Source organism: Pseudomonas sp. PB105 (assembly GCF_009764655.1).
GTDB lineage: Bacteria > Pseudomonadota > Gammaproteobacteria > Pseudomonadales > Pseudomonadaceae > Aquipseudomonas > Aquipseudomonas cyclaminis.
This window is the reverse complement of record NZ_RWIO01000093.1, coordinates 541,988-558,171: the sequence shown is the minus strand read 5'-3', so window position 1 is coordinate 558,171 and position 16,184 is coordinate 541,988. Positions and strand designations below refer to the sequence as shown.

Here is a 16,184-nt window from a genome sequence, read left to right as displayed (position 1 = left end):
TTAATTACAATCAACGCCCACCGCAGCTATCAGCAGAAGAGAGAGAGGCTATCGTGACCCTTCGCACCTATCAGAACCACACGCCAACCCTGGGCGCCGGGGCTTTTGTCGATATTTCGGCGGTGGTGATCGGCGATGTCGAAATCGGCACCGACAGCTCGGTTTGGCCGCTGACCGTGATTCGCGGCGACATGCACCGCATCCGCATCGGTGCGCGCACCAGCGTGCAGGATGGCTGCGTGCTGCACATCACCCACGCAGGCCCCTTCAATCCTGATGGTTTCCCGCTGCTGATCGGCGACGACGTGACCATCGCTCACAAAGTCATGCTGCATGGTTGCACCGTGGGCAACCGCATCCTGATCGGCATGGGCAGCATCGTGATGGACGGCGCCGTGGTGGAAGACGACGTGATCATCGGCGCCGGCAGCCTGGTGCCGCCAGGCAAGAAACTCGACAGCGGCTTCTTGTATGTGGGCAGCCCGGTTAAACAGGTCCGGGCGCTGACTGACAAGGAGCGCGCCTTTTTCACCTACAGCGCCGCGAACTACGTGAAGCTCAAAGACCTGCACCTGGCTGAGGGATTTGACCAATGAGCCTGCCTTACCAAACCGTGTTGTTCGACCTGGACGGCACCCTCACCGATCCACGCGAGGGCATCACCCGCTCGATCCAGTATGCCCTCGGCAAACTGGGCATCGACGAGCCGGACCTGACCAAACTCGAACATTTCATCGGCCCGCCGTTGCTGCAAGCGTTCATGCAGTTCTACGCCTTCGATGAAGCCAAGGCCTGGGAGGCGCTGAATTTTTACCGCGAGCGCTTCAAAGTCACGGGGCTGTATGAAAACCGCGTGTTCGACGGGGTGACGCCGCTGCTGGAAGACTTGAGCAGCCAGGGCCGCCAGCTGTACGTAGCCACCTCCAAGCCGTGGGAATTTGCCCGTGAAATCGCCCGACATTTCGACTTTGCCAAGCACTTCAAGGTGATCTACGGCAGCGAATTGGACGGGACGCGGACCAACAAGGTCGAGCTGATCGCACATCTGATGCGCGAGGAAGGCCTGGACCCGGCCACGACCTTGATGATTGGTGATCGCAAGCACGACCTGATCGGAGCGCGTAGCAATGGGCTGGATTCAGCGGCCGTCGGTTATGGGTTTGGCAGCTTTGACGAGTTGAATGCCGAGGCGCCGACGTGGCACTTTGAGACGTTGGCAGAGATGCATCAGGCGTTTTTGCAGCGGGCTTGAGGCCGCCGCCCCCTCCCACATTTTTGAAAGGTGTACACCGGACAAGGTGGGAGGGGGCTTGCCCCCGATGAGTCCCTAAAGATCAACCCCCCGCCAACTGCCTCAACGCCGCCTTGCGCTGCGCCACCGGCAATCCACCCAACTTCTCCACCGCCGCATAGAACTTCACCCAATCCCCGCCTTCGCGCGCAAACAACGCCGCAAACGCCGGCACCCACTGGTCATACAGCCCGAACGGCAGCAGCCGCGCATTGTTCATCGGCAGGTTGATCCAGGCGTCATAACGCTTGTCGCCACCCCACTGGCTGTCGCGCATCTGCCGGTACTTACGGCGCAAGTGCTCGAATTCGGCCGCCTTGGCCCGGCGCATCGACTCGGCAGACAGCGGCTGCGCGTAGAGTTTTTCCAGGCGTTTGCGCGTGTCGAGGATCAGCTGGATAAACTGGTCACGCTGCTTCAACGTCAAATTGCTCAGAGGCCCCAAACCACGGGCGGCGCGCCATTGTCGGGTACCTTCCTGCTCGACAAAGCTGGCAAATGATTCGTTGAACTCAGTGTCGTCCTTCACATAAAAACGCTGGTGCGCGAGCTCATGAAAAATCAGCGTGGCCAGGCGTTCATCACCCCAATGCATCATCGAACTGATGATCGGGTCATTGAACCAACCCAGCGTGGAATAGGCTTCGACCCCGCCAATCGACACATCCATGCCTTGCTGACGCAACAACGCCGCCTCACCCCGTGCGGCACCTTGGCTGTAATAACCGCGATAAGCCACGCAACCGGCAATGGGGAAGCAGTGACTTTCAGGAGACAGGGAAAATTCCTGCGTGGCGAAGACATTCCAGACCACATAAGGCCGGCCAATATCGGCGTACAGCCGGTAACTCTGGTTGTCAGGCAGGTGCAGGTGTTCGCTGGCGAAGGTTCGCGCTTTTTGGGATTGGGCGAGATGCTCGCGCAGTTGCTGCGGGCGGGACGGGTCAGCGACGACCTTTGAAACGGGCTCCCGAGCCTGCAACAGCTGCCACTGGCCACCCGCCAATTGGCTGTAGTAGCTGACACTGGAACAGCCACTGAGCAGCAACACCATCAACCCTGGAAGAAAACGCCTGACCATACCTGACTGCTCTTGGCTGATGGGTTCGTGTTTATACTGACCGAGATACCCGTCCTGTCATCGAGTGCCTGTCATGCGTCAGCTCTTGCTTTGCGTCGCCGCCGTGTTCATCAGCGCCTGTACGTCAACCCCGATGCCTCCCGCCGATCCGCAACAAGCATGGGTTGATTTTGCCACGCCAACGCCGGGCGCCAAGCTGGTGATGGCACAGCGCCTGGACGGCAAGAACCTTAATGACGGACGCTACTTCCAAGTCCCGCCTGGCGGCCACGAGCTGATGGTACGTTTTGATTTTGAAGTGCCTACGGGCGGAAATTTCAGCAGTTTTGGCCAAACGACCGAGCGAACCTGCTTCATTACCCTGCAGTACGACCATTTCGAAGCAGGCCAACGTTATCGCCTGGAAGGACGCTCGTTGGGCTACACGCCGAATATCCGCCTGTATAACGCCGCCCGCCAATTACTGGCTGAAGAGCGCAGCGTGAACTGCCTCTGATCAGTCGTTATTTTTTTGGTAGACGATCGCCTTGGTGCCGTTCTCACAACTGCCGACGACCATGGCTACGTCGTGCTTATCAGCTTCTTCCTTGCTGACGATCTCCAGGGTGTAGGACGGCACCGCGTTAGCCTGGATCTTGACCTCGATCTCTTTCCTGAGCTCTTCACAATCTTTCGGCGCGGCCACGGCCGAAGTGGCCAACACACCGCAGATGATCGCCAAGGCAAAACGTTTCATGTGTGAAGCTCCCTGAATGCACTGCGCACGGGTGTGCGCCTAGGCTGCATATGGCTATTCGACCACAGTTTGGAAACACGAGTTCTGATTTAACGCAGAACTGAATGTAGGAGGGGGCTTGCTTCCGATAACGGTGGATCAGTCGACATTTATATGACTGAAAGACCGCTATCGGGGCAAGCCCCCTCCCACAGTGGACCTACGCGGTCAGTTGACCAGCGTGGCGTCCAGGCTGATTGTTGCATTCAACACTTTGGACACCGGGCAGCCTTCCTTCGCCTTCTTGCTCAGCTCATCGAACTGCGCCTGGCTCGCGCCTGGGATCTTGGCTTTCAGGATCAGGTGCACAGCCGTAATAGCAAAGCCGCCATCGACCTGGTCCAGCGTCACTTCGGCCTGGGTGTCGATGCTGTCAGCCTTGAGCCCCGCATCGCCCAGAATCATGGAAAACGCCATGGAGAAACAGCCGGCATGCGCCGCACCAATCAGTTCTTCCGGGTTAGTACCCTTGCCGCCTTCAAAACGTGCCTTGAAGCCGTAGGGCGCTTCGCGCAACACGCCGGTTTCCGTGGAGATAGACCCCAGGCCCGTCTTCAGGTCACCTTCCCAATGCGCGGATGCTTTTTTAACGATACTCATAGCGGTCTCCTCGAACGGTGGTTTTGCGTCAGTAAGGGTTCTGAGGATAGACCGCTTGGCAAAGTTCATCTTCTTGTCGGAGAAACCTAGCAATCCAGTAGGAAATTTCTACTCAGCTATTGAATCTCGGGTATATGCCCTCATTGCATAGAGCATGCACATGAAGCGGCAGGTTTTGGATCGTCTAAAAAGCCTGCGCCCCTATTGGAGAAGCAGGCTTATGAAATCGCTGTCCGACGTGAAGTTCTCGACCCTCGACCTGGTGCCCGTGCGGGCCAATGGCAGTGTGGCGCAGTCGCTGCGCAATTCCCTGGACCTGGCCCAGCATGTGGAAAAGTTTGGCTACAACCGTTTCTGGGTGGCTGAACACCACAATATGGACGGCATCGCCAGCTCGGCCACCTCGGTGTTGCTGGGTTATCTGGCGGGCGGTACGTCGACGATCCGCGTCGGCTCCGGTGGCGTGATGCTGCCCAACCACGCGCCGCTGGTGATCGCCGAACAGTTCGGCACCCTGGAAAGCCTCTACCCCGGCCGTATCGATCTGGGCCTGGGCCGTGCGCCGGGTTCCGATCAAATGACCGCGCGCGCTCTGCGCAGAGAACGCTCCGGCAGCGCCGATGAGTTCCCTGAAGATGTTGCCGAGCTGATGGCCTACCTGGGCCCACGGACACCCGACCAACGCATCATTGCCGTACCCGGCACCGGCACCAACGTGCCGGTCTGGTTGCTCGGTTCCAGCCTGTTCAGCGCACAACTGGCAGGCGAGCGCGGTTTGCCCTACGCCTTCGCCTCCCATTTCGCACCTCGCCTGATGCATGAAGCGATTCGCGTGTACCGCAATCACTTCAAACCATCGGCGGTGCTGGACAAGCCCTATGTGATGCTCGGCATTCCGCTGGTGGCCGCTGACACCGATGAACAGGCCGACTACCTGGCCACCTCGGTGTACCAACGCATCCTCGCGTTGATGCGCGGGCAAAGCCTGGTGCAGCGCCCGCCGGTCGATACCATGGATGGCCTGTGGCTGCCCCATGAGAAAGATGCGGTGGGAAGCTTCCTCGGCCTGGCAATGGTCGGCAGCCCGGCGAAGATCCGCGCCAAACTGGAGGTGTTGATCGAGCAGACCGGCGCCGACGAGCTGATCTTTACCAGCGACCTGTATGAACACGCCGACCGGATTCATTCCTACGAGCTGCTGGCGCAGTTGATGAAGGGCTAAAACCCAGGCGAAAAAAACCGACGCACCTGCGTCGGTTTTTTATGTCTGAAACACGCAATCAACCGCGTTTGTAGACGATTTCCTTGGTGCCGCCTTCACAGCTACCGACCACTTTGGCGTCGGTCGAGGCGCCTTTATCCACCACTTCCAGCGAATAACCCGAAGCGCCCTTGGCGTCGATTTTCGCGGCAATTTCGCTTTTCAGCTCGTCACAAGGCTTGCCCGCCGCCAGGGCTGTGCCGGCAATGCTCAACAAACCTACCGCTAACAGGAACTTCTTCATCCGTTACTTTCCTTGCGCTGATCAAAAAGAGCGTGCCGACGCTTGTGGCGTCGGCACCCATTGGTTGTAGCGCAGGTTATGGCAATCGGCCAGCCGGCAAAGTTCAACTCGCCCGATCAACTACTGGCAATTCGGAACCCCACCTTGAGGGTGACCTGGTAGTGGGCCACCTTGCCGTTTTCGATATGCCCGCGGGTTTCAGTCACCTCAAACCACTCCAGGTGCTTGATGCTCTTGTTGGCTTCAGCAATGGCATTGTTGATGGCGTCCTCGATACTCGTGGTCGATGAGCCAACCAATTCGACTTTCTTGTAGGTGTGGTGATCACTCATGGCAGTTCTCCTAGGGTCGTTAAGCAAGCGTAGCAGTCAATGTTCGTACTGCTTCTGGCGGCCATTCCTACTCGAAAGTTCAGATTTACTGCACTTTCTGAAACCGCTGGAGTCGGTATCTACACACGCCACTCAATCACTTCAGGAGAGTCCACATGGCCAACACTTCTTTACGCAAAGCGTCGCTGGAAAGCATGGAAGCCGAGATTTCGAGCCTGCTCAAGTCCCTTGAAAGCCTCAAGGACGATGCGTCCGATGAGTCGCGCAAAACCTTGAAGGCCCTGAAAAGCAATGCCGAGAATGCCCTCAAGCACTCCCGCCACCTGATCAGCGACGCCTATGAAGAAAGCAAAGTCAAAATCCGCGAAACCGGTGTCGCTACCCGGGATTACGCGCAAGAGCACCCATGGACTACAGCCGGCGTGGCTGTTGGTGCCTTGGGCCTGCTCGCCGCTTATCTGCTATGCAAGCGTGGTGATTAACTCCCCGGCTGGCGCGAAAGCTCAGCCTTGAGCCACTGCGCCAGTTGCCCGGCGCGCCCGTCTGCGGCGCGTTTGGGCAGCCACAATGCCAGGTGCGCCGGGGTTTCACTGAAACCCCACGGCGCCACCAGCCGACCTGCACGCACGTCCTCGGCCACCAACGGCTGCGGCGCGATCGCCACACCCAGCCCGGCCACTGCCGCTTCCAGCAAATAATACAAATGCTCAAAACCCTGGCCGTGTTTCAACGCGCCGGGTTCGATGCCGTGTTGCTGCGCCCAACTGGGCCAGGCTTGGGGGCGCGAGGTCGTGTGCAGCAGCGCTTCGCCACATAAAGACGAGGCGGGCGCCTGGCGCAGCCGTTCGTAACCGTTGAAGCGCGGGCTCATCACCGGGCCGATGCGCTCACTGGTCAGCTCATACACCTGCATGTCCGCCGGCCACGGTGGCTCGGCGAAGACCAGCAGGGCATCCAGGCCGGGGCGCCGAGGATCAAGGTCGCCGTCACCTGCTGACAGGTGCAGGCGCAAGTCCGGCAAGTCTGAGTTCAAACGCCCCAGGCGCGGGATCAGCCAGCGCGCCAGCAAACTCCCCGAGCAGCCGAGCACAAACGGCGCGTCGGCGCTGGCCTGGGTCAGTTCGGCGCATACATCCCTCAACCGCTCGAATGCCTCGAAGCTGGCATCCCGTAGCCGAACGCCGGAATCTGTGAGTTTAAGGCCGCGCCCGTCTTTGATGAACAGACTGACCCCCAAGTGTTCCTCAAGCACCTTCAACTGTCGGCTGACTGCTCCGTGAGTCACGTGCAACTGCTCAGCCGCTTGGCTGACACTGTTGAGCCGCGCGGTGGCTTCAAACGCGCGCAGGGCATTGAGGGGTGGAAGGTCTCGGCTCATCTGTGAGTTTTCCTGACAGGTTACGGCGATCTTATCGGTTTTCAGTCGGGAGCGTCAGGGGTAGAGTGGCCCTCATTGTCAGTTACACACCTTTTTTCCTGGAGCGTCCCATGACTCAGTCCCAGACCGATCTACGCAACGGCCCTGACGCCAGCGGCCTGTTTGGCGCATTCGGCGGCCGCTACGTTGCCGAAACCCTGATGCCGTTGATCCTCGACCTGGCCCGCGAATACGAAGCGGCCAAGATCGATCCGGCATTCAACGAGGAATTGGCCTACTTCCAGCGCGACTATGTGGGCCGTCCAAGCCCGCTGTATTTCGCCGAGCGCCTGACTGAGTTCTGCGGCGGCGCCAAGATCTACCTCAAGCGCGAAGAGCTCAACCACACCGGCGCGCACAAGATCAACAACTGCATCGGCCAGATCCTGCTGGCGCGGCGCATGGGCAAAAAACGCATCATTGCCGAGACCGGCGCCGGCATGCACGGTGTGGCCACCGCCACCGTCGCCGCGCGTTTCGGCCTGCAATGCGTGATCTACATGGGCACCACCGACATCGAGCGCCAGCAGGCCAATGTGTTCCGTATGAAGCTGCTGGGCGCCGAAGTGATCCCGGTGGTTGCCGGCACCGGCACCCTGAAAGACGCCATGAACGAAGCGCTGCGTGACTGGGTGACCAACGTCGACGACACCTTCTACCTGATCGGCACCGTGGCCGGCCCACACCCGTACCCGACGATGGTGCGCGACTTCCAGGCCGTGATCGGCAAGGAAACCCGCACCCAGCTGCAAGCCCAGGAAGGCCGCCTGCCGGACAGCCTGGTCGCGTGCATCGGCGGCGGTTCCAACGCCATGGGCCTGTTCCACCCGTTCCTGGACGACACCAGCGTCGAAATCATCGGCGTGGAAGCCGCCGGCCACGGCATCGAAACCGGCAAGCACGCGGCCAGCCTCAACGGTGGCGTACCGGGTGTACTGCACGGTAACCGTACCTTCCTGCTGCAGGACGACGACGGCCAGATCATCGACGCCCACTCGATTTCCGCCGGCCTGGATTACCCTGGCATCGGCCCGGAACACGCCTGGTTGCACGACATCGGCCGCGTCCAGTACACCTCGGTGACCGACAACGAAGCGCTGGATGCCTTCCATAAATGCTGCCGCCTGGAAGGGATTATCCCTGCCCTGGAAAGCGCCCATGCCCTGGCCGAAGTGTTCAAACGCGCACCGACCCTGCCCAAGGATCACCTGATGGTGGTCAACCTGTCTGGCCGTGGCGACAAAGACATGCAGACCGTGATGCACCATATGGAACAGTCCCAGCAGGAGAAACACTGATGAGCCGCCTGCAAACGCGCTTTGACCAACTCAAAGAACAAAACCGCGCCGCCCTGGTGACCTTCGTCACCGCTGGCGACCCTGGCTATGACACGTCCCTGGCAATCCTCAAGGGCCTGCCGGCCGCCGGCGCCGATGTGATCGAGCTGGGCATGCCCTTCACCGATCCGATGGCCGACGGCCCAGCCATCCAGTTGGCCAATATCCGGGCGTTGGAAGCCAAGCAGAACCTGCTGAAAACCCTGCAGATGGTTCGCGAGTTCCGCAAAGACAACAACGACACCCCGCTGGTGTTGATGGGCTACTTCAACCCGATCCACAAATACGGCGTGCCCACGTTCATCGCCGACGCCAAGGAAGCCGGTGTCGACGGCCTGATCGTGGTCGACATGCCCCCGGAACATAACGGCGAGCTGTGCGACCCGGCCCAGGCGGCAGGTATCGACTTTATCCGCCTGACCACGCCGACCACCGACGACGTGCGCCTGCCGACCGTCCTCAACGGCAGCTCCGGTTTTGTGTACTACGTCTCGGTGGCCGGTGTGACCGGCGCCGGTGCCGCCACCCTGGAGCACGTCGAAGAAGCCGTGGCCCGCCTGCGCCGCCATACCGACCTGCCGATCAGCATCGGTTTTGGTATCCGCACGCCGGAACAAGCCGCGGCCATCGCTCGCCTGGCGGACGGTGTGGTAGTGGGATCGGCGTTGATCGATCACATCGCCAATGCCAGCAACGACCAGCAAGCCATCGACGGGGTGTTGAGCCATTGCGCGGCGCTGTCGGAAGGTGTGCGTAACGCCCGTAAGTAAGCGCCATGTAGCCAGAGGTAAAGTTCCTGATACAGAGGAATCAACTCGCCGCTTCACGGCCTAAACAGCAAGACCAAGGGATTTCGAACTGCGTTCGACGTCCCTTTTTTGTTTGTGTGCCCTGAGGAATACCCGATGAAAATGCCCAAATCCGTGATTGCAGGTCTTGGCGTGCTGGTGCTTGGCGCCAGCGCCCTGGTGCAAGCCGCGCCGCCTGACCAGCGAGGTGATGACCGTGGCGGCCCGCAGGGCCAGCACGAGCAACGGGGCGACGACCATCGCGGCCCACAGGCCAACCGTCGCGGCGGCTTACCCCAGGACTTCGGCCCGGTGCGCCAGATCATCCACGACAACCGTGGCCAGTTCTCCCGGGGCGCACCGCCGCCGCCAAATGTGCGCCTGGTTCGCGGCGAGCCACTGCCTCGCGGCTATTACGGCGAACGCCTGGACAACCGCGCCCTGGCCCGCCTGCCGGTGTACCAGGGTTACGAATGGCGCCGTTCGGGACCGGATGTGGTGTTGATTGCTGTGGGTACAGGCATCGTCTACGAGATTCTGGACGGTGTGCTGAACTGACCGAATAACCTCTCGAATGTCCGCTAGGCTTGAAGGGTGAGCGTTTTGCTCACCCTTCAACGCACTTCATGCCTCTTGCCGTCTAACCACCTCGCAAGCCCCACATTCCTTGCCTCCCGGTCGTTAAGTTAGCTGCATCAGAAGTCATCCTTGGCTCTCAGGAGTACATCATGGCATTTGATCTCATCACCGCTTCGGACCGCCGCCACACCACTCTGCAGAAAGGCTTCAACCTGCGCTGGCCACTGGGCAACGTTCAGGGCCAATCGTCACCCAATGGCGCCAACCTGATTTACCTCTGCTACAGCCCCCAGGACATCATCGACGCTGCAGCACAGGCGTTGGCGGTTCCCAACGGGCGGATTACCGTGCGCAGCGGCGGCCACTGCTACGAGGGATTTGTCGCCAACAAAATGCCCGATTCCCCCGGCGAAGTGTTGTCGATTCTGGATATCGGGCAGATGAACCAACTGGCCTATGACCCGAATGGGCAAATCGAGTCTCAACTGGTGACGGGCTTGACCTATCGCTATGCCTTTCGCCTGGAAGCCGGCGGCCAGAACTGGGATGCCTATGTCGCGCTGTACAAACTGGCGGGCAAGACGCTGCCGGGCGGCTCGTGTTATTCGGTCGGGCTGGGCGGGCATATTTGCGGGGGCGGCTACGGGCTGTTGTCACGCAAACACGGGCTGGTCTGCGACTGGCTGGACGGCGTCGACATGCTGGTACCCAATACCCAGGGCAACGGACTGATACCGCTGCACGTCTGCCGTGACAGCACAGATCCAGACGAACTCAACCTGTTCGCCGCATGCTGCGGTGCGGGGGGCGGCCAGTTCGGCATCATTACCAGCTATTACTTCAAGGCATTGCCGGACGCCCCCAAAGAGGTGCTTTGGCTGGTGCTGGAATGGGACTGGGCGCTATTGACCAAGCCGGCACTCGACAACCTGTTGGCCGCCTATCAGCTGTGGTTTGCCAACAATCAGAGCAACCCGGACACCTGGGGGCTGGCGACCAAGCTAGAGATGCGCCATCAGCACACGGGCAACCTGACGCTGGGCATCCACTACGTGGACAAGGATGGCGAACTCAACGACCAGGCACCTTTCGACGATTTCGTCACCCGGATGCTCGCCGCCATTGCACTGCCCGCCACCGAATCTCTGGTGCCGTTTCACGTAATCCACCTGCCGCGCGGCAGTGCCGGCGGGCGCACCATCAATGCCTTACCCGCTGCGCGGGACGCTGCTCGGCGCCTGGATTGGCTGCCGTGTCAGCAGGCATTGAATGGCTCGGGGGATAACCAACGTGGCCGGTATAAGTCGGCCTACCAAAAAGGAGGGTTCACACCCCAGGTGCTGCAAGCCATATGGGACACGTTAACCCTGGACGACCCCGATAACGACCTGACCCAGAGCCTGATCCAGATCCAATCCTTTGGAGGGCGCATCAATGATCCCGCTCCGGGAGTACGTCGAGAATCGTCGGCGGCGCAGCGCTCCTCTTATTTGAAGTGGCAACCGCAATGTTATTGGCGCGATGCCAGCGCCGCCTCGGACCAGGCTCACGCACGTTGGATCCAGGGACTTTATTTCAGCGCTTTTGCCAATGACGGCGGCGTGCCGATCAACAGCGAGTTCGAGGGTTGCTACATCAATTACCCGGACCTGGACATGACGCACCTTGGTGGCAACCCCGCCAATGCCAAAAACCCCCATTGGTACCGCATCTTCTTTCCGAATCTGATCATCGAAAGCCGCCTGCGGCGTACCAAACAGCGCTGGGACCCGTTGAATGTGTTCCGCAACGAGATGTCGGTGACGTAATCCAAAAAAGAAGGGCGACCCTGGGGTCGCCCTTCTTTTACAACTGGATCCGTTCGACCTTGCCCACCAGCAGGATGTAGGACAACGCCCCAAGCAACGCCAGCACCGCAATATAGGTAATCGCTGGCGCGAACGAATCGCCGCTGGCCAGAAAACCAATCACGATCGGCGTGGCAATCGCGGACAGGTTGCCGATGAAGTTGAACACGCCCCCCGTCAGGCCCAGCAACCGTGCCGGTGCCAGGGTCGACACCAGTGACCAGGTAATCGACGCCAGGCCGTTACCAAAGAACGCCACCGCCAGGAACGCGATCACCCATGCGGTTGAGTCCACATAGTTGGCGCCGATGATTGCTGTGGAAATCAACAACCCGCCAATGATCGGCAACTTACGCGCAAAGCCTACCGACGCACCCCGGCGAATCAGCCAGTCGGAAAAAATCCCCGAGCACAGCACACCCACGAACGCAGCCAGGAACGGCAGCGATGCCAGCAAACCGGACTTGATGAAGTCCATGCCGCGATATTTCACCAGGTAGGTTGGGAACCAGGTCAGGAAGAACCACAGGGTAGAGTTGAGGCAGAACTGCCCCAGGTAGATACCCCAGAGTTTGCGCTTGCTCAGCACGATGCCCAGGTCGACCCAGCTGAACGGCGCCTTGACGGTTTGCGCCTGCATATCCACCAGGCCACCACCGTCGCGGATCAGTTGGATTTCAGCCTCGTTGGCGCCTTTGAAGTCCTTTGGCTCGCGGTACACCGCGTACCAGATCGCCGCCCACAAAATACCGACGCCACCGGTGACGACAAACACCATGTGCCAGCCGTAATAGTGTTGCAGCCAGGCCAGTACGGGCGTGAGGAACGCCAGCCCGACAAACTGCCCGGAGGTGTAGAAACCGATCGCCGTCGCGCGCTCGCGCTCAGGGAACCAGGTGGTGACCACGCGGCTGTTGATCGGGTAGGCCGGGGCTTCCAGCGCACCCACGGCCATGCGCAGTACAAACAGCGCAATGAAGCTGGCGGCGAAACCCAGCATCACGGTCGCGATGGACCACAACAGCAAGGCGGCGGTGTAGAGGATGCGCGGCGGCACGCGGTCCACCAGCCAGCCGCCGGGGATCTGCATGGCAGCGTAGGTCCAGCCGAACGCGGAGAAAATCAGGCCGACGTGCACCGGGTCGATCCCCAACTCACTGGTCAACGCCGGCGCGGCAATCGACAGGTTGCTGCGATCGAGGTAGTTGATAACCACGGTGATAAACAGCAACACCATGATGAAGTAGCGCTTTCGGGTAGGCGTGACTAAAGGCGCCTGTCCGGTGAGGGATTCAGGGTGCATGGGGGGTTGCCTCTTCTTATGTTTATTGAGGTGGGCCTTCTGAAAAAACCGGATCAAGTGTGGGAGGGGGCAAGCCCCCTCCCACATTCTTGAGCGTGTTCTTTCAGGCAGAAATCACCACTCGGCAAAGCTGCCGTCGGCATGGCGCCAGATCGGGTTGCGCCAGCGGTGGCCGATAGCCGCGCGTTCGATCACGTATTCCTCGTTGATCTCAATGCCCAGGCCCGGCCCGTTGGGGATCTTCACGAAGCCCTTGTCGTAGTCGAACACGCCTGGATCACGCACGTAGTCGAGCAAGTCATTGCTCTCGTTGTAGTGAATGCCCAGGCTTTGCTCCTGGATAAACGCGTTGTAGCAAACTGCGTCCAGTTGCAGGCAAGCCGCCAGGGCGATCGGGCCCAGCGGGCAGTGCAGGGCCAGGGCCACGTCGTAGGCTTCGGCCATGTTGGCGATCTTGCGGGTTTCGGTGATGCCGCCGGCGTGGGAGGCGTCCGGCTGGATGATGTCGACGTAGCCTTCGCTGAGCACGCGCTTGAAGTCCCACCGCGAGAAAAGGCGCTCGCCCAGGGCAATCGGCGTGCTGGTCAGCGGTGCGAGTTCCTTGAGCGCTTCGTAGTTTTCGCTGAGCACCGGTTCTTCGATAAACATCAGTTTGTACGGGTCCAGTTCTTTCATCAGGACCTTGGCCATGGGCTTGTGCACCCGGCCATGGAAGTCGACGCCGATACCCACGTTAGGGCCGACCGCATCTCGCACGGCCGCCACGTTGGCCAAGGCAAGGTCGACTTTTTCGAAGCTGTCGACGAACTGCAATTCTTCGGTGCCGTTCATTTTCACGGCGGTAAAACCGCGAGCCACGGCCTCTTTGGCAGCGCGAGCGGTGTCGGCCGGACGGTCGCCGCCGATCCACGAGTACACGCGGATCTTGTCGCGCACCTGGCCGCCCAGCAGGTCGCTGACGGACACACCGAGGGCCTTGCCCTTAATGTCCCACAGCGCCTGGTCGATACCGGCGAGGGCGCTCATGTGCACGGCGCCGCCACGGTAGAAGCCGCCGCGATAGAGCACGGTCCAGATGTCTTCGATATTGCGTGGGTCTTTGCCGATCAGGTAGTCGGACAATTCTTCAACGGCAGCCGCCACGGTGTGTGCGCGGCCTTCGACCACGGGCTCACCCCAGCCGGTCACGCCCTGGTCGGTCTCGACCTTGAGGAAGCACCAGCGCGGCGGGACGATATAGGTCGTCAGTTTGGTGATTTTCATCTGTTATCTCTCTTATAGATGCGGCGCCTGTGGGCGCGGAACTTGATATCAGCTCAGGGCTTTCCAGGCGGCGACATAAGCCTGGGCACGGCTCGCTACCTGATCCACTGTCATACCCGGCTTGAACAACCCGGAACCCAGCCCGAACCCCTTGGCGCCGGCGTCGGTAAACACCTGCATGTTGTCCGGAGTAATGCCGCCTACCGGCAACAGCAGCGTGCCCGCCGGCAGTACCGCCAGCCACGCCTTGATCACTGCCGGGCCCATTTGCTCGGCTGGGAACAACTTCAACACGTCGGCGCCTTCGGCGAGGGCCGCAAAGGCTTCGGTCGGCGTGGCCACACCCGGCGACAGGTAAAGGCCCGCCGCTTTGGCGGCGCGCAACACCTTGGCATCGCTGTGGGGCATGACGATCACTTGGCCGCCAGCCGCTTTGACCTGCCCGACCTGCTCGGGCGTCAACACCGTGCCGGCACCGATCAGGCAATCAGCGGGCAGGCTGTCGCGCAGGGTGCGGATGCTGGTGTACGGGTCCGGCGAATTCAGCGGGACTTCGATCACGCGGAAACCGGCGTCATACAACACCTGGCCGACCGCCTGGGCTTCATCCGGGCGCAGGCCGCGCAGGATTGCGATCAAACCGTTTTGTGCGAGTGCTTGCTTGAGCATGTCAGGCCTCCGATACAGGTTGAACCAGCCCGGCCGCCACGGCCAGTTGCCACAGGCCGCGCTCGGTGGCTTCCTGCGCCAGGCTGACGTGGGCGAAGCCGCAAAGGGCGAGGGCGCGTTGATAGCGGGCGCACAGCGGCGCGGCGCCCACCAGAATGATGGGGGTCTTGCGGGCACTGGCCGGCAGGCCGGCGAGTTCGTGGCCGATCAACAGGCCAGACAGATAATCGGGCTGCTGGTCGCCAGCGAGTTCCTTGGTGAGCCCCAGGGTGCGGGCGCTGAACAAGGTCGACAGCACGCCGCGCTGGCCGTCTTGGGACAACGCCACGTGCACGCCGCGGTCAAAGGCGTCGGCCTGGAAGGCTTCGGGGGTCTTTTGGGTGCGGCCGAGGATGCTGTGCTTGCTCAGCACGGCGAAGACTTCACCGGTCATGAACGTATCGAAGTGAGTGATACGGCCATCGACGACCTCAACCCACTTGGAGTGGCTGCCCGGCAGGCCAATCAACACTTCAGCGCCCAAACCCTGCAGCACGCCCAGCACTTGGGTTTCTTCGCCGCGCATCACATTGGGCAAACCGACCTGCTCGATCACACCCGGCACGATGTGCACATCGACACCGCGCAGGCTGCGCACGGCATGCAGAGCCTGGCCGAGGCTGGCGACATCGACCGGAGTATTGCGATAAGCCGCTTCGCTCCAGCCTTGGGCGCTGCCGACCATACCGCAAGCAATCACCGGCAAGCCGGGTTGGGCGTCGAGCCAGTCACCGCATGCCGCGTCGAAGGCCAATTCAAAACCGTCACTGCAACGCACGCCGGCGATGTCCCGGGGCTCACTGGGCAAATGCATGACGCCCGACGCCAGCGAGCGTTGTTCCAACACCACGCCAGCGGGGCCGAGTTTGTAAGCACGAAGGGAGCTGGTCCCCCAATCGAGCGCGATCAATTGCGCCTGCATCGCTTCACCTGAGTTCAGAGCGGATGCCGCGAATATAAACCTATGGGCGAGAAAGTCTCAATATATAAATATCAATCCCACATTCAGGGACGACATTTAAGAAAAGGCTGACAAGTTCAGGTCACGCATGGCGCCCATCCAGATCGCGTAGTCGGTGTGATCCTTCAAATCGTCGCCGGTATCCGGGTGCAGGAACACCACCAAGCCGTCGCGATGGATCACCAGCCACGGCAGCACGACGCCGATGTATTCGGCGTCGAATGCCAATTGGCAACTCCAGTCCGGGTGCGGGCCGACGGGCTTTTCGTGCACACGCCCCATGCGCAGCGGGAAAAGTTTGGCAGCGTCTTCGCACAGGGTGCGCGCCTGCTCAAGGGTGTTTGCGTCAAAGTAGATATGGGCGTGATAGCCCTTGATACGTTGCATGACGGACTCC

Annotated in this window: 20 protein-coding genes; 9 read left to right on the top strand and 11 right to left on the bottom strand. The window is 60.7% G+C overall.

Annotated features, from left to right (window positions below):
• The first annotated feature begins 53 nt into the window (after nucleotides 1-53).
• Complete coding sequence (locus tag EJD88_RS25755; RefSeq protein ID WP_099586177.1) at nucleotides 54-596, top strand: gamma carbonic anhydrase family protein; 543 nt, start codon at nucleotides 54-56, stop codon at nucleotides 594-596.
• A complete protein-coding gene (locus tag EJD88_RS25750) occupies nucleotides 593-1,252 on the top strand; it encodes an HAD family hydrolase (RefSeq protein WP_158879296.1) in 660 nt (219 codons plus the stop codon). The genes EJD88_RS25755 and EJD88_RS25750 overlap by 4 nt, the downstream gene beginning before the upstream one ends.
• A gap of 82 nt (nucleotides 1,253-1,334) precedes the next feature.
• Here EJD88_RS25750 and EJD88_RS25745 read toward each other — a convergent pair whose 3' ends face one another.
• The gene (locus EJD88_RS25745) at nucleotides 1,335-2,372 is read right to left on the bottom strand and encodes an aminopeptidase (protein ID WP_158879295.1); all 1,038 of its coding nucleotides are present in this window, start codon (nucleotides 2,370-2,372) and stop codon (nucleotides 1,335-1,337) included.
• 73 nt (nucleotides 2,373-2,445) lie between these two features.
• Between EJD88_RS25745 and EJD88_RS25740 the strand changes: the two genes are divergently transcribed.
• Nucleotides 2,446-2,868 (top strand): hypothetical protein, encoded by a 423-nt coding sequence (locus tag EJD88_RS25740; protein WP_158879294.1) that lies wholly within the window; start codon nucleotides 2,446-2,448, stop codon nucleotides 2,866-2,868.
• Here the strand turns inward: EJD88_RS25740 and EJD88_RS25735 are convergent, their stop codons facing one another.
• Together EJD88_RS25735 and EJD88_RS25730 are read right to left on the bottom strand one after the other, a co-directional pair.
• Entirely contained in the window at nucleotides 2,869-3,108 is a 240-nt protein-coding gene (locus EJD88_RS25735; protein ID WP_034110558.1) for a DUF1161 domain-containing protein, read from the bottom strand.
• Nucleotides 3,109-3,315: 207 nt separating this feature from the next.
• Nucleotides 3,316-3,747, bottom strand: coding sequence for an OsmC family protein (locus EJD88_RS25730; protein WP_099586173.1), 432 nt, complete (start codon nucleotides 3,745-3,747; stop codon nucleotides 3,316-3,318).
• A 220-nt stretch (nucleotides 3,748-3,967) separates the two neighbouring features.
• On the opposite strand from EJD88_RS25730, the gene EJD88_RS25725 reads away from it, so the two are divergent.
• Nucleotides 3,968-4,969, top strand: coding sequence for an LLM class flavin-dependent oxidoreductase (locus tag EJD88_RS25725; protein WP_099586172.1), 1,002 nt, complete (start codon nucleotides 3,968-3,970; stop codon nucleotides 4,967-4,969).
• A gap of 58 nt (nucleotides 4,970-5,027) precedes the next feature.
• On the opposite strand, the gene EJD88_RS25720 is transcribed toward EJD88_RS25725, so the two are convergent.
• The gene (locus EJD88_RS25720; RefSeq protein WP_032885104.1) at nucleotides 5,028-5,252 is read right to left on the bottom strand and encodes a DUF1161 domain-containing protein; all 225 of its coding nucleotides are present in this window, start codon (nucleotides 5,250-5,252) and stop codon (nucleotides 5,028-5,030) included.
• A 116-nt stretch (nucleotides 5,253-5,368) separates the two neighbouring features.
• On the bottom strand, nucleotides 5,369-5,584 hold the full coding sequence (locus EJD88_RS25715) for a dodecin (RefSeq protein WP_032885105.1): 216 nt from the start codon (nucleotides 5,582-5,584) through the stop codon (nucleotides 5,369-5,371).
• A 155-nt stretch (nucleotides 5,585-5,739) separates the two neighbouring features.
• On the opposite strand from EJD88_RS25715, the gene EJD88_RS25710 reads away from it, so the two are divergent.
• Nucleotides 5,740-6,066 carry a YqjD family protein gene (locus EJD88_RS25710; RefSeq protein WP_003170746.1) on the top strand — a complete coding sequence of 109 codons (327 nt, stop codon included), beginning with the start codon at nucleotides 5,740-5,742 and terminating at the stop codon, nucleotides 6,064-6,066.
• Here EJD88_RS25710 and EJD88_RS25705 read toward each other — a convergent pair.
• On the bottom strand, nucleotides 6,063-6,962 hold the full coding sequence (locus tag EJD88_RS25705) for a LysR family transcriptional regulator (RefSeq protein ID WP_112192845.1): 900 nt from the start codon (nucleotides 6,960-6,962) through the stop codon (nucleotides 6,063-6,065). The two genes, EJD88_RS25710 and EJD88_RS25705, sit on opposite strands and share 4 nt — an antisense overlap.
• A gap of 110 nt (nucleotides 6,963-7,072) precedes the next feature.
• On the opposite strand from EJD88_RS25705, the gene trpB reads away from it, so the two are divergent.
• The 4 genes from trpB to EJD88_RS25685 all read left to right on the top strand — a co-directional run bounded on the left by trpB (nucleotide 7,073) and on the right by EJD88_RS25685 (nucleotide 11,513).
• Nucleotides 7,073-8,299, top strand: coding sequence for a tryptophan synthase subunit beta (gene trpB / locus EJD88_RS25700; RefSeq protein ID WP_158879293.1), 1,227 nt, complete (start codon nucleotides 7,073-7,075; stop codon nucleotides 8,297-8,299).
• Nucleotides 8,299-9,108 carry a tryptophan synthase subunit alpha gene (gene trpA / locus EJD88_RS25695; RefSeq protein WP_158879292.1) on the top strand — a complete coding sequence of 270 codons (810 nt, stop codon included), beginning with the start codon at nucleotides 8,299-8,301 and terminating at the stop codon, nucleotides 9,106-9,108. The genes trpB and trpA overlap by 1 nt, the downstream gene beginning before the upstream one ends.
• A gap of 135 nt (nucleotides 9,109-9,243) precedes the next feature.
• Complete coding sequence (locus EJD88_RS25690) at nucleotides 9,244-9,684, top strand: anti-virulence regulator CigR family protein (RefSeq protein WP_158879291.1); 441 nt, start codon at nucleotides 9,244-9,246, stop codon at nucleotides 9,682-9,684.
• Between the two features lie 170 nt (nucleotides 9,685-9,854).
• Nucleotides 9,855-11,513 (top strand): BBE domain-containing protein, encoded by a 1,659-nt coding sequence (locus EJD88_RS25685; protein ID WP_158879290.1) that lies wholly within the window; start codon nucleotides 9,855-9,857, stop codon nucleotides 11,511-11,513.
• 37 nt (nucleotides 11,514-11,550) lie between these two features.
• On the opposite strand, the gene EJD88_RS25680 is transcribed toward EJD88_RS25685, so the two are convergent.
• The 5 genes from EJD88_RS25680 to EJD88_RS25660 all read right to left on the bottom strand — a co-directional run bounded on the left by EJD88_RS25680 (nucleotide 11,551) and on the right by EJD88_RS25660 (nucleotide 16,174).
• The gene (locus tag EJD88_RS25680; protein WP_099586166.1) at nucleotides 11,551-12,855 is read right to left on the bottom strand and encodes an MFS transporter; all 1,305 of its coding nucleotides are present in this window, start codon (nucleotides 12,853-12,855) and stop codon (nucleotides 11,551-11,553) included.
• Nucleotides 12,856-12,969: 114 nt separating this feature from the next.
• Entirely contained in the window at nucleotides 12,970-14,118 is a 1,149-nt protein-coding gene (dgoD, locus tag EJD88_RS25675; protein WP_099586165.1) for a galactonate dehydratase, read from the bottom strand.
• Nucleotides 14,119-14,166: 48 nt separating this feature from the next.
• Entirely contained in the window at nucleotides 14,167-14,787 is a 621-nt protein-coding gene (locus EJD88_RS25670; RefSeq protein ID WP_112192839.1) for a 2-dehydro-3-deoxy-6-phosphogalactonate aldolase, read from the bottom strand.
• A 1-nt stretch (nucleotide 14,788) separates the two neighbouring features.
• Complete coding sequence (locus tag EJD88_RS25665; RefSeq protein ID WP_158879289.1) at nucleotides 14,789-15,748, bottom strand: 2-dehydro-3-deoxygalactonokinase; 960 nt, start codon at nucleotides 15,746-15,748, stop codon at nucleotides 14,789-14,791.
• A 96-nt stretch (nucleotides 15,749-15,844) separates the two neighbouring features.
• Nucleotides 15,845-16,174, bottom strand: a complete 330-nt coding sequence (locus EJD88_RS25660; protein ID WP_099586162.1) for a DOPA 4,5-dioxygenase family protein — start codon at nucleotides 16,172-16,174, stop codon at nucleotides 15,845-15,847.
• Between the last annotated feature and the right edge of the window lie 10 nt (nucleotides 16,175-16,184).

What these genes read in the sequence shown, in the direction of transcription:
- EJD88_RS25750 (WP_158879296.1), top strand. Translation starts at nt 593, where the DNA reads ATGAGCCTGCCTTACCAAACCGTGTTGTTCGACCTGGACGGCACCCTC.
- EJD88_RS25745 (WP_158879295.1), bottom strand. Translation starts at nt 2,372, where the DNA reads ATGGTCAGGCGTTTTCTTCCAGGGTTGATGGTGTTGCTGCTCAGTGGC.
- EJD88_RS25740 (WP_158879294.1), top strand. Translation starts at nt 2,446, where the DNA reads ATGCGTCAGCTCTTGCTTTGCGTCGCCGCCGTGTTCATCAGCGCCTGT.
- EJD88_RS25735 (WP_034110558.1), bottom strand. Translation starts at nt 3,108, where the DNA reads ATGAAACGTTTTGCCTTGGCGATCATCTGCGGTGTGTTGGCCACTTCG.
- EJD88_RS25730 (WP_099586173.1), bottom strand. Translation starts at nt 3,747, where the DNA reads ATGAGTATCGTTAAAAAAGCATCCGCGCATTGGGAAGGTGACCTGAAG.
- EJD88_RS25725 (WP_099586172.1), top strand. Translation starts at nt 3,968, where the DNA reads ATGAAATCGCTGTCCGACGTGAAGTTCTCGACCCTCGACCTGGTGCCC.
- EJD88_RS25720 (WP_032885104.1), bottom strand. Translation starts at nt 5,252, where the DNA reads ATGAAGAAGTTCCTGTTAGCGGTAGGTTTGTTGAGCATTGCCGGCACA.
- EJD88_RS25715 (WP_032885105.1), bottom strand. Translation starts at nt 5,584, where the DNA reads ATGAGTGATCACCACACCTACAAGAAAGTCGAATTGGTTGGCTCATCG.
- EJD88_RS25710 (WP_003170746.1), top strand. Translation starts at nt 5,740, where the DNA reads ATGGCCAACACTTCTTTACGCAAAGCGTCGCTGGAAAGCATGGAAGCC.
- EJD88_RS25705 (WP_112192845.1), bottom strand. Translation starts at nt 6,962, where the DNA reads ATGAGCCGAGACCTTCCACCCCTCAATGCCCTGCGCGCGTTTGAAGCC.
- trpB (WP_158879293.1), top strand. Translation starts at nt 7,073, where the DNA reads ATGACTCAGTCCCAGACCGATCTACGCAACGGCCCTGACGCCAGCGGC.
- trpA (WP_158879292.1), top strand. Translation starts at nt 8,299, where the DNA reads ATGAGCCGCCTGCAAACGCGCTTTGACCAACTCAAAGAACAAAACCGC.
- EJD88_RS25690 (WP_158879291.1), top strand. Translation starts at nt 9,244, where the DNA reads ATGAAAATGCCCAAATCCGTGATTGCAGGTCTTGGCGTGCTGGTGCTT.
- EJD88_RS25685 (WP_158879290.1), top strand. Translation starts at nt 9,855, where the DNA reads ATGGCATTTGATCTCATCACCGCTTCGGACCGCCGCCACACCACTCTG.
- EJD88_RS25680 (WP_099586166.1), bottom strand. Translation starts at nt 12,855, where the DNA reads ATGCACCCTGAATCCCTCACCGGACAGGCGCCTTTAGTCACGCCTACC.
- dgoD (WP_099586165.1), bottom strand. Translation starts at nt 14,118, where the DNA reads ATGAAAATCACCAAACTGACGACCTATATCGTCCCGCCGCGCTGGTGC.
- EJD88_RS25670 (WP_112192839.1), bottom strand. Translation starts at nt 14,787, where the DNA reads ATGCTCAAGCAAGCACTCGCACAAAACGGTTTGATCGCAATCCTGCGC.
- EJD88_RS25665 (WP_158879289.1), bottom strand. Translation starts at nt 15,748, where the DNA reads ATGCAGGCGCAATTGATCGCGCTCGATTGGGGGACCAGCTCCCTTCGT.
- EJD88_RS25660 (WP_099586162.1), bottom strand. Translation starts at nt 16,174, where the DNA reads ATGCAACGTATCAAGGGCTATCACGCCCATATCTACTTTGACGCAAAC.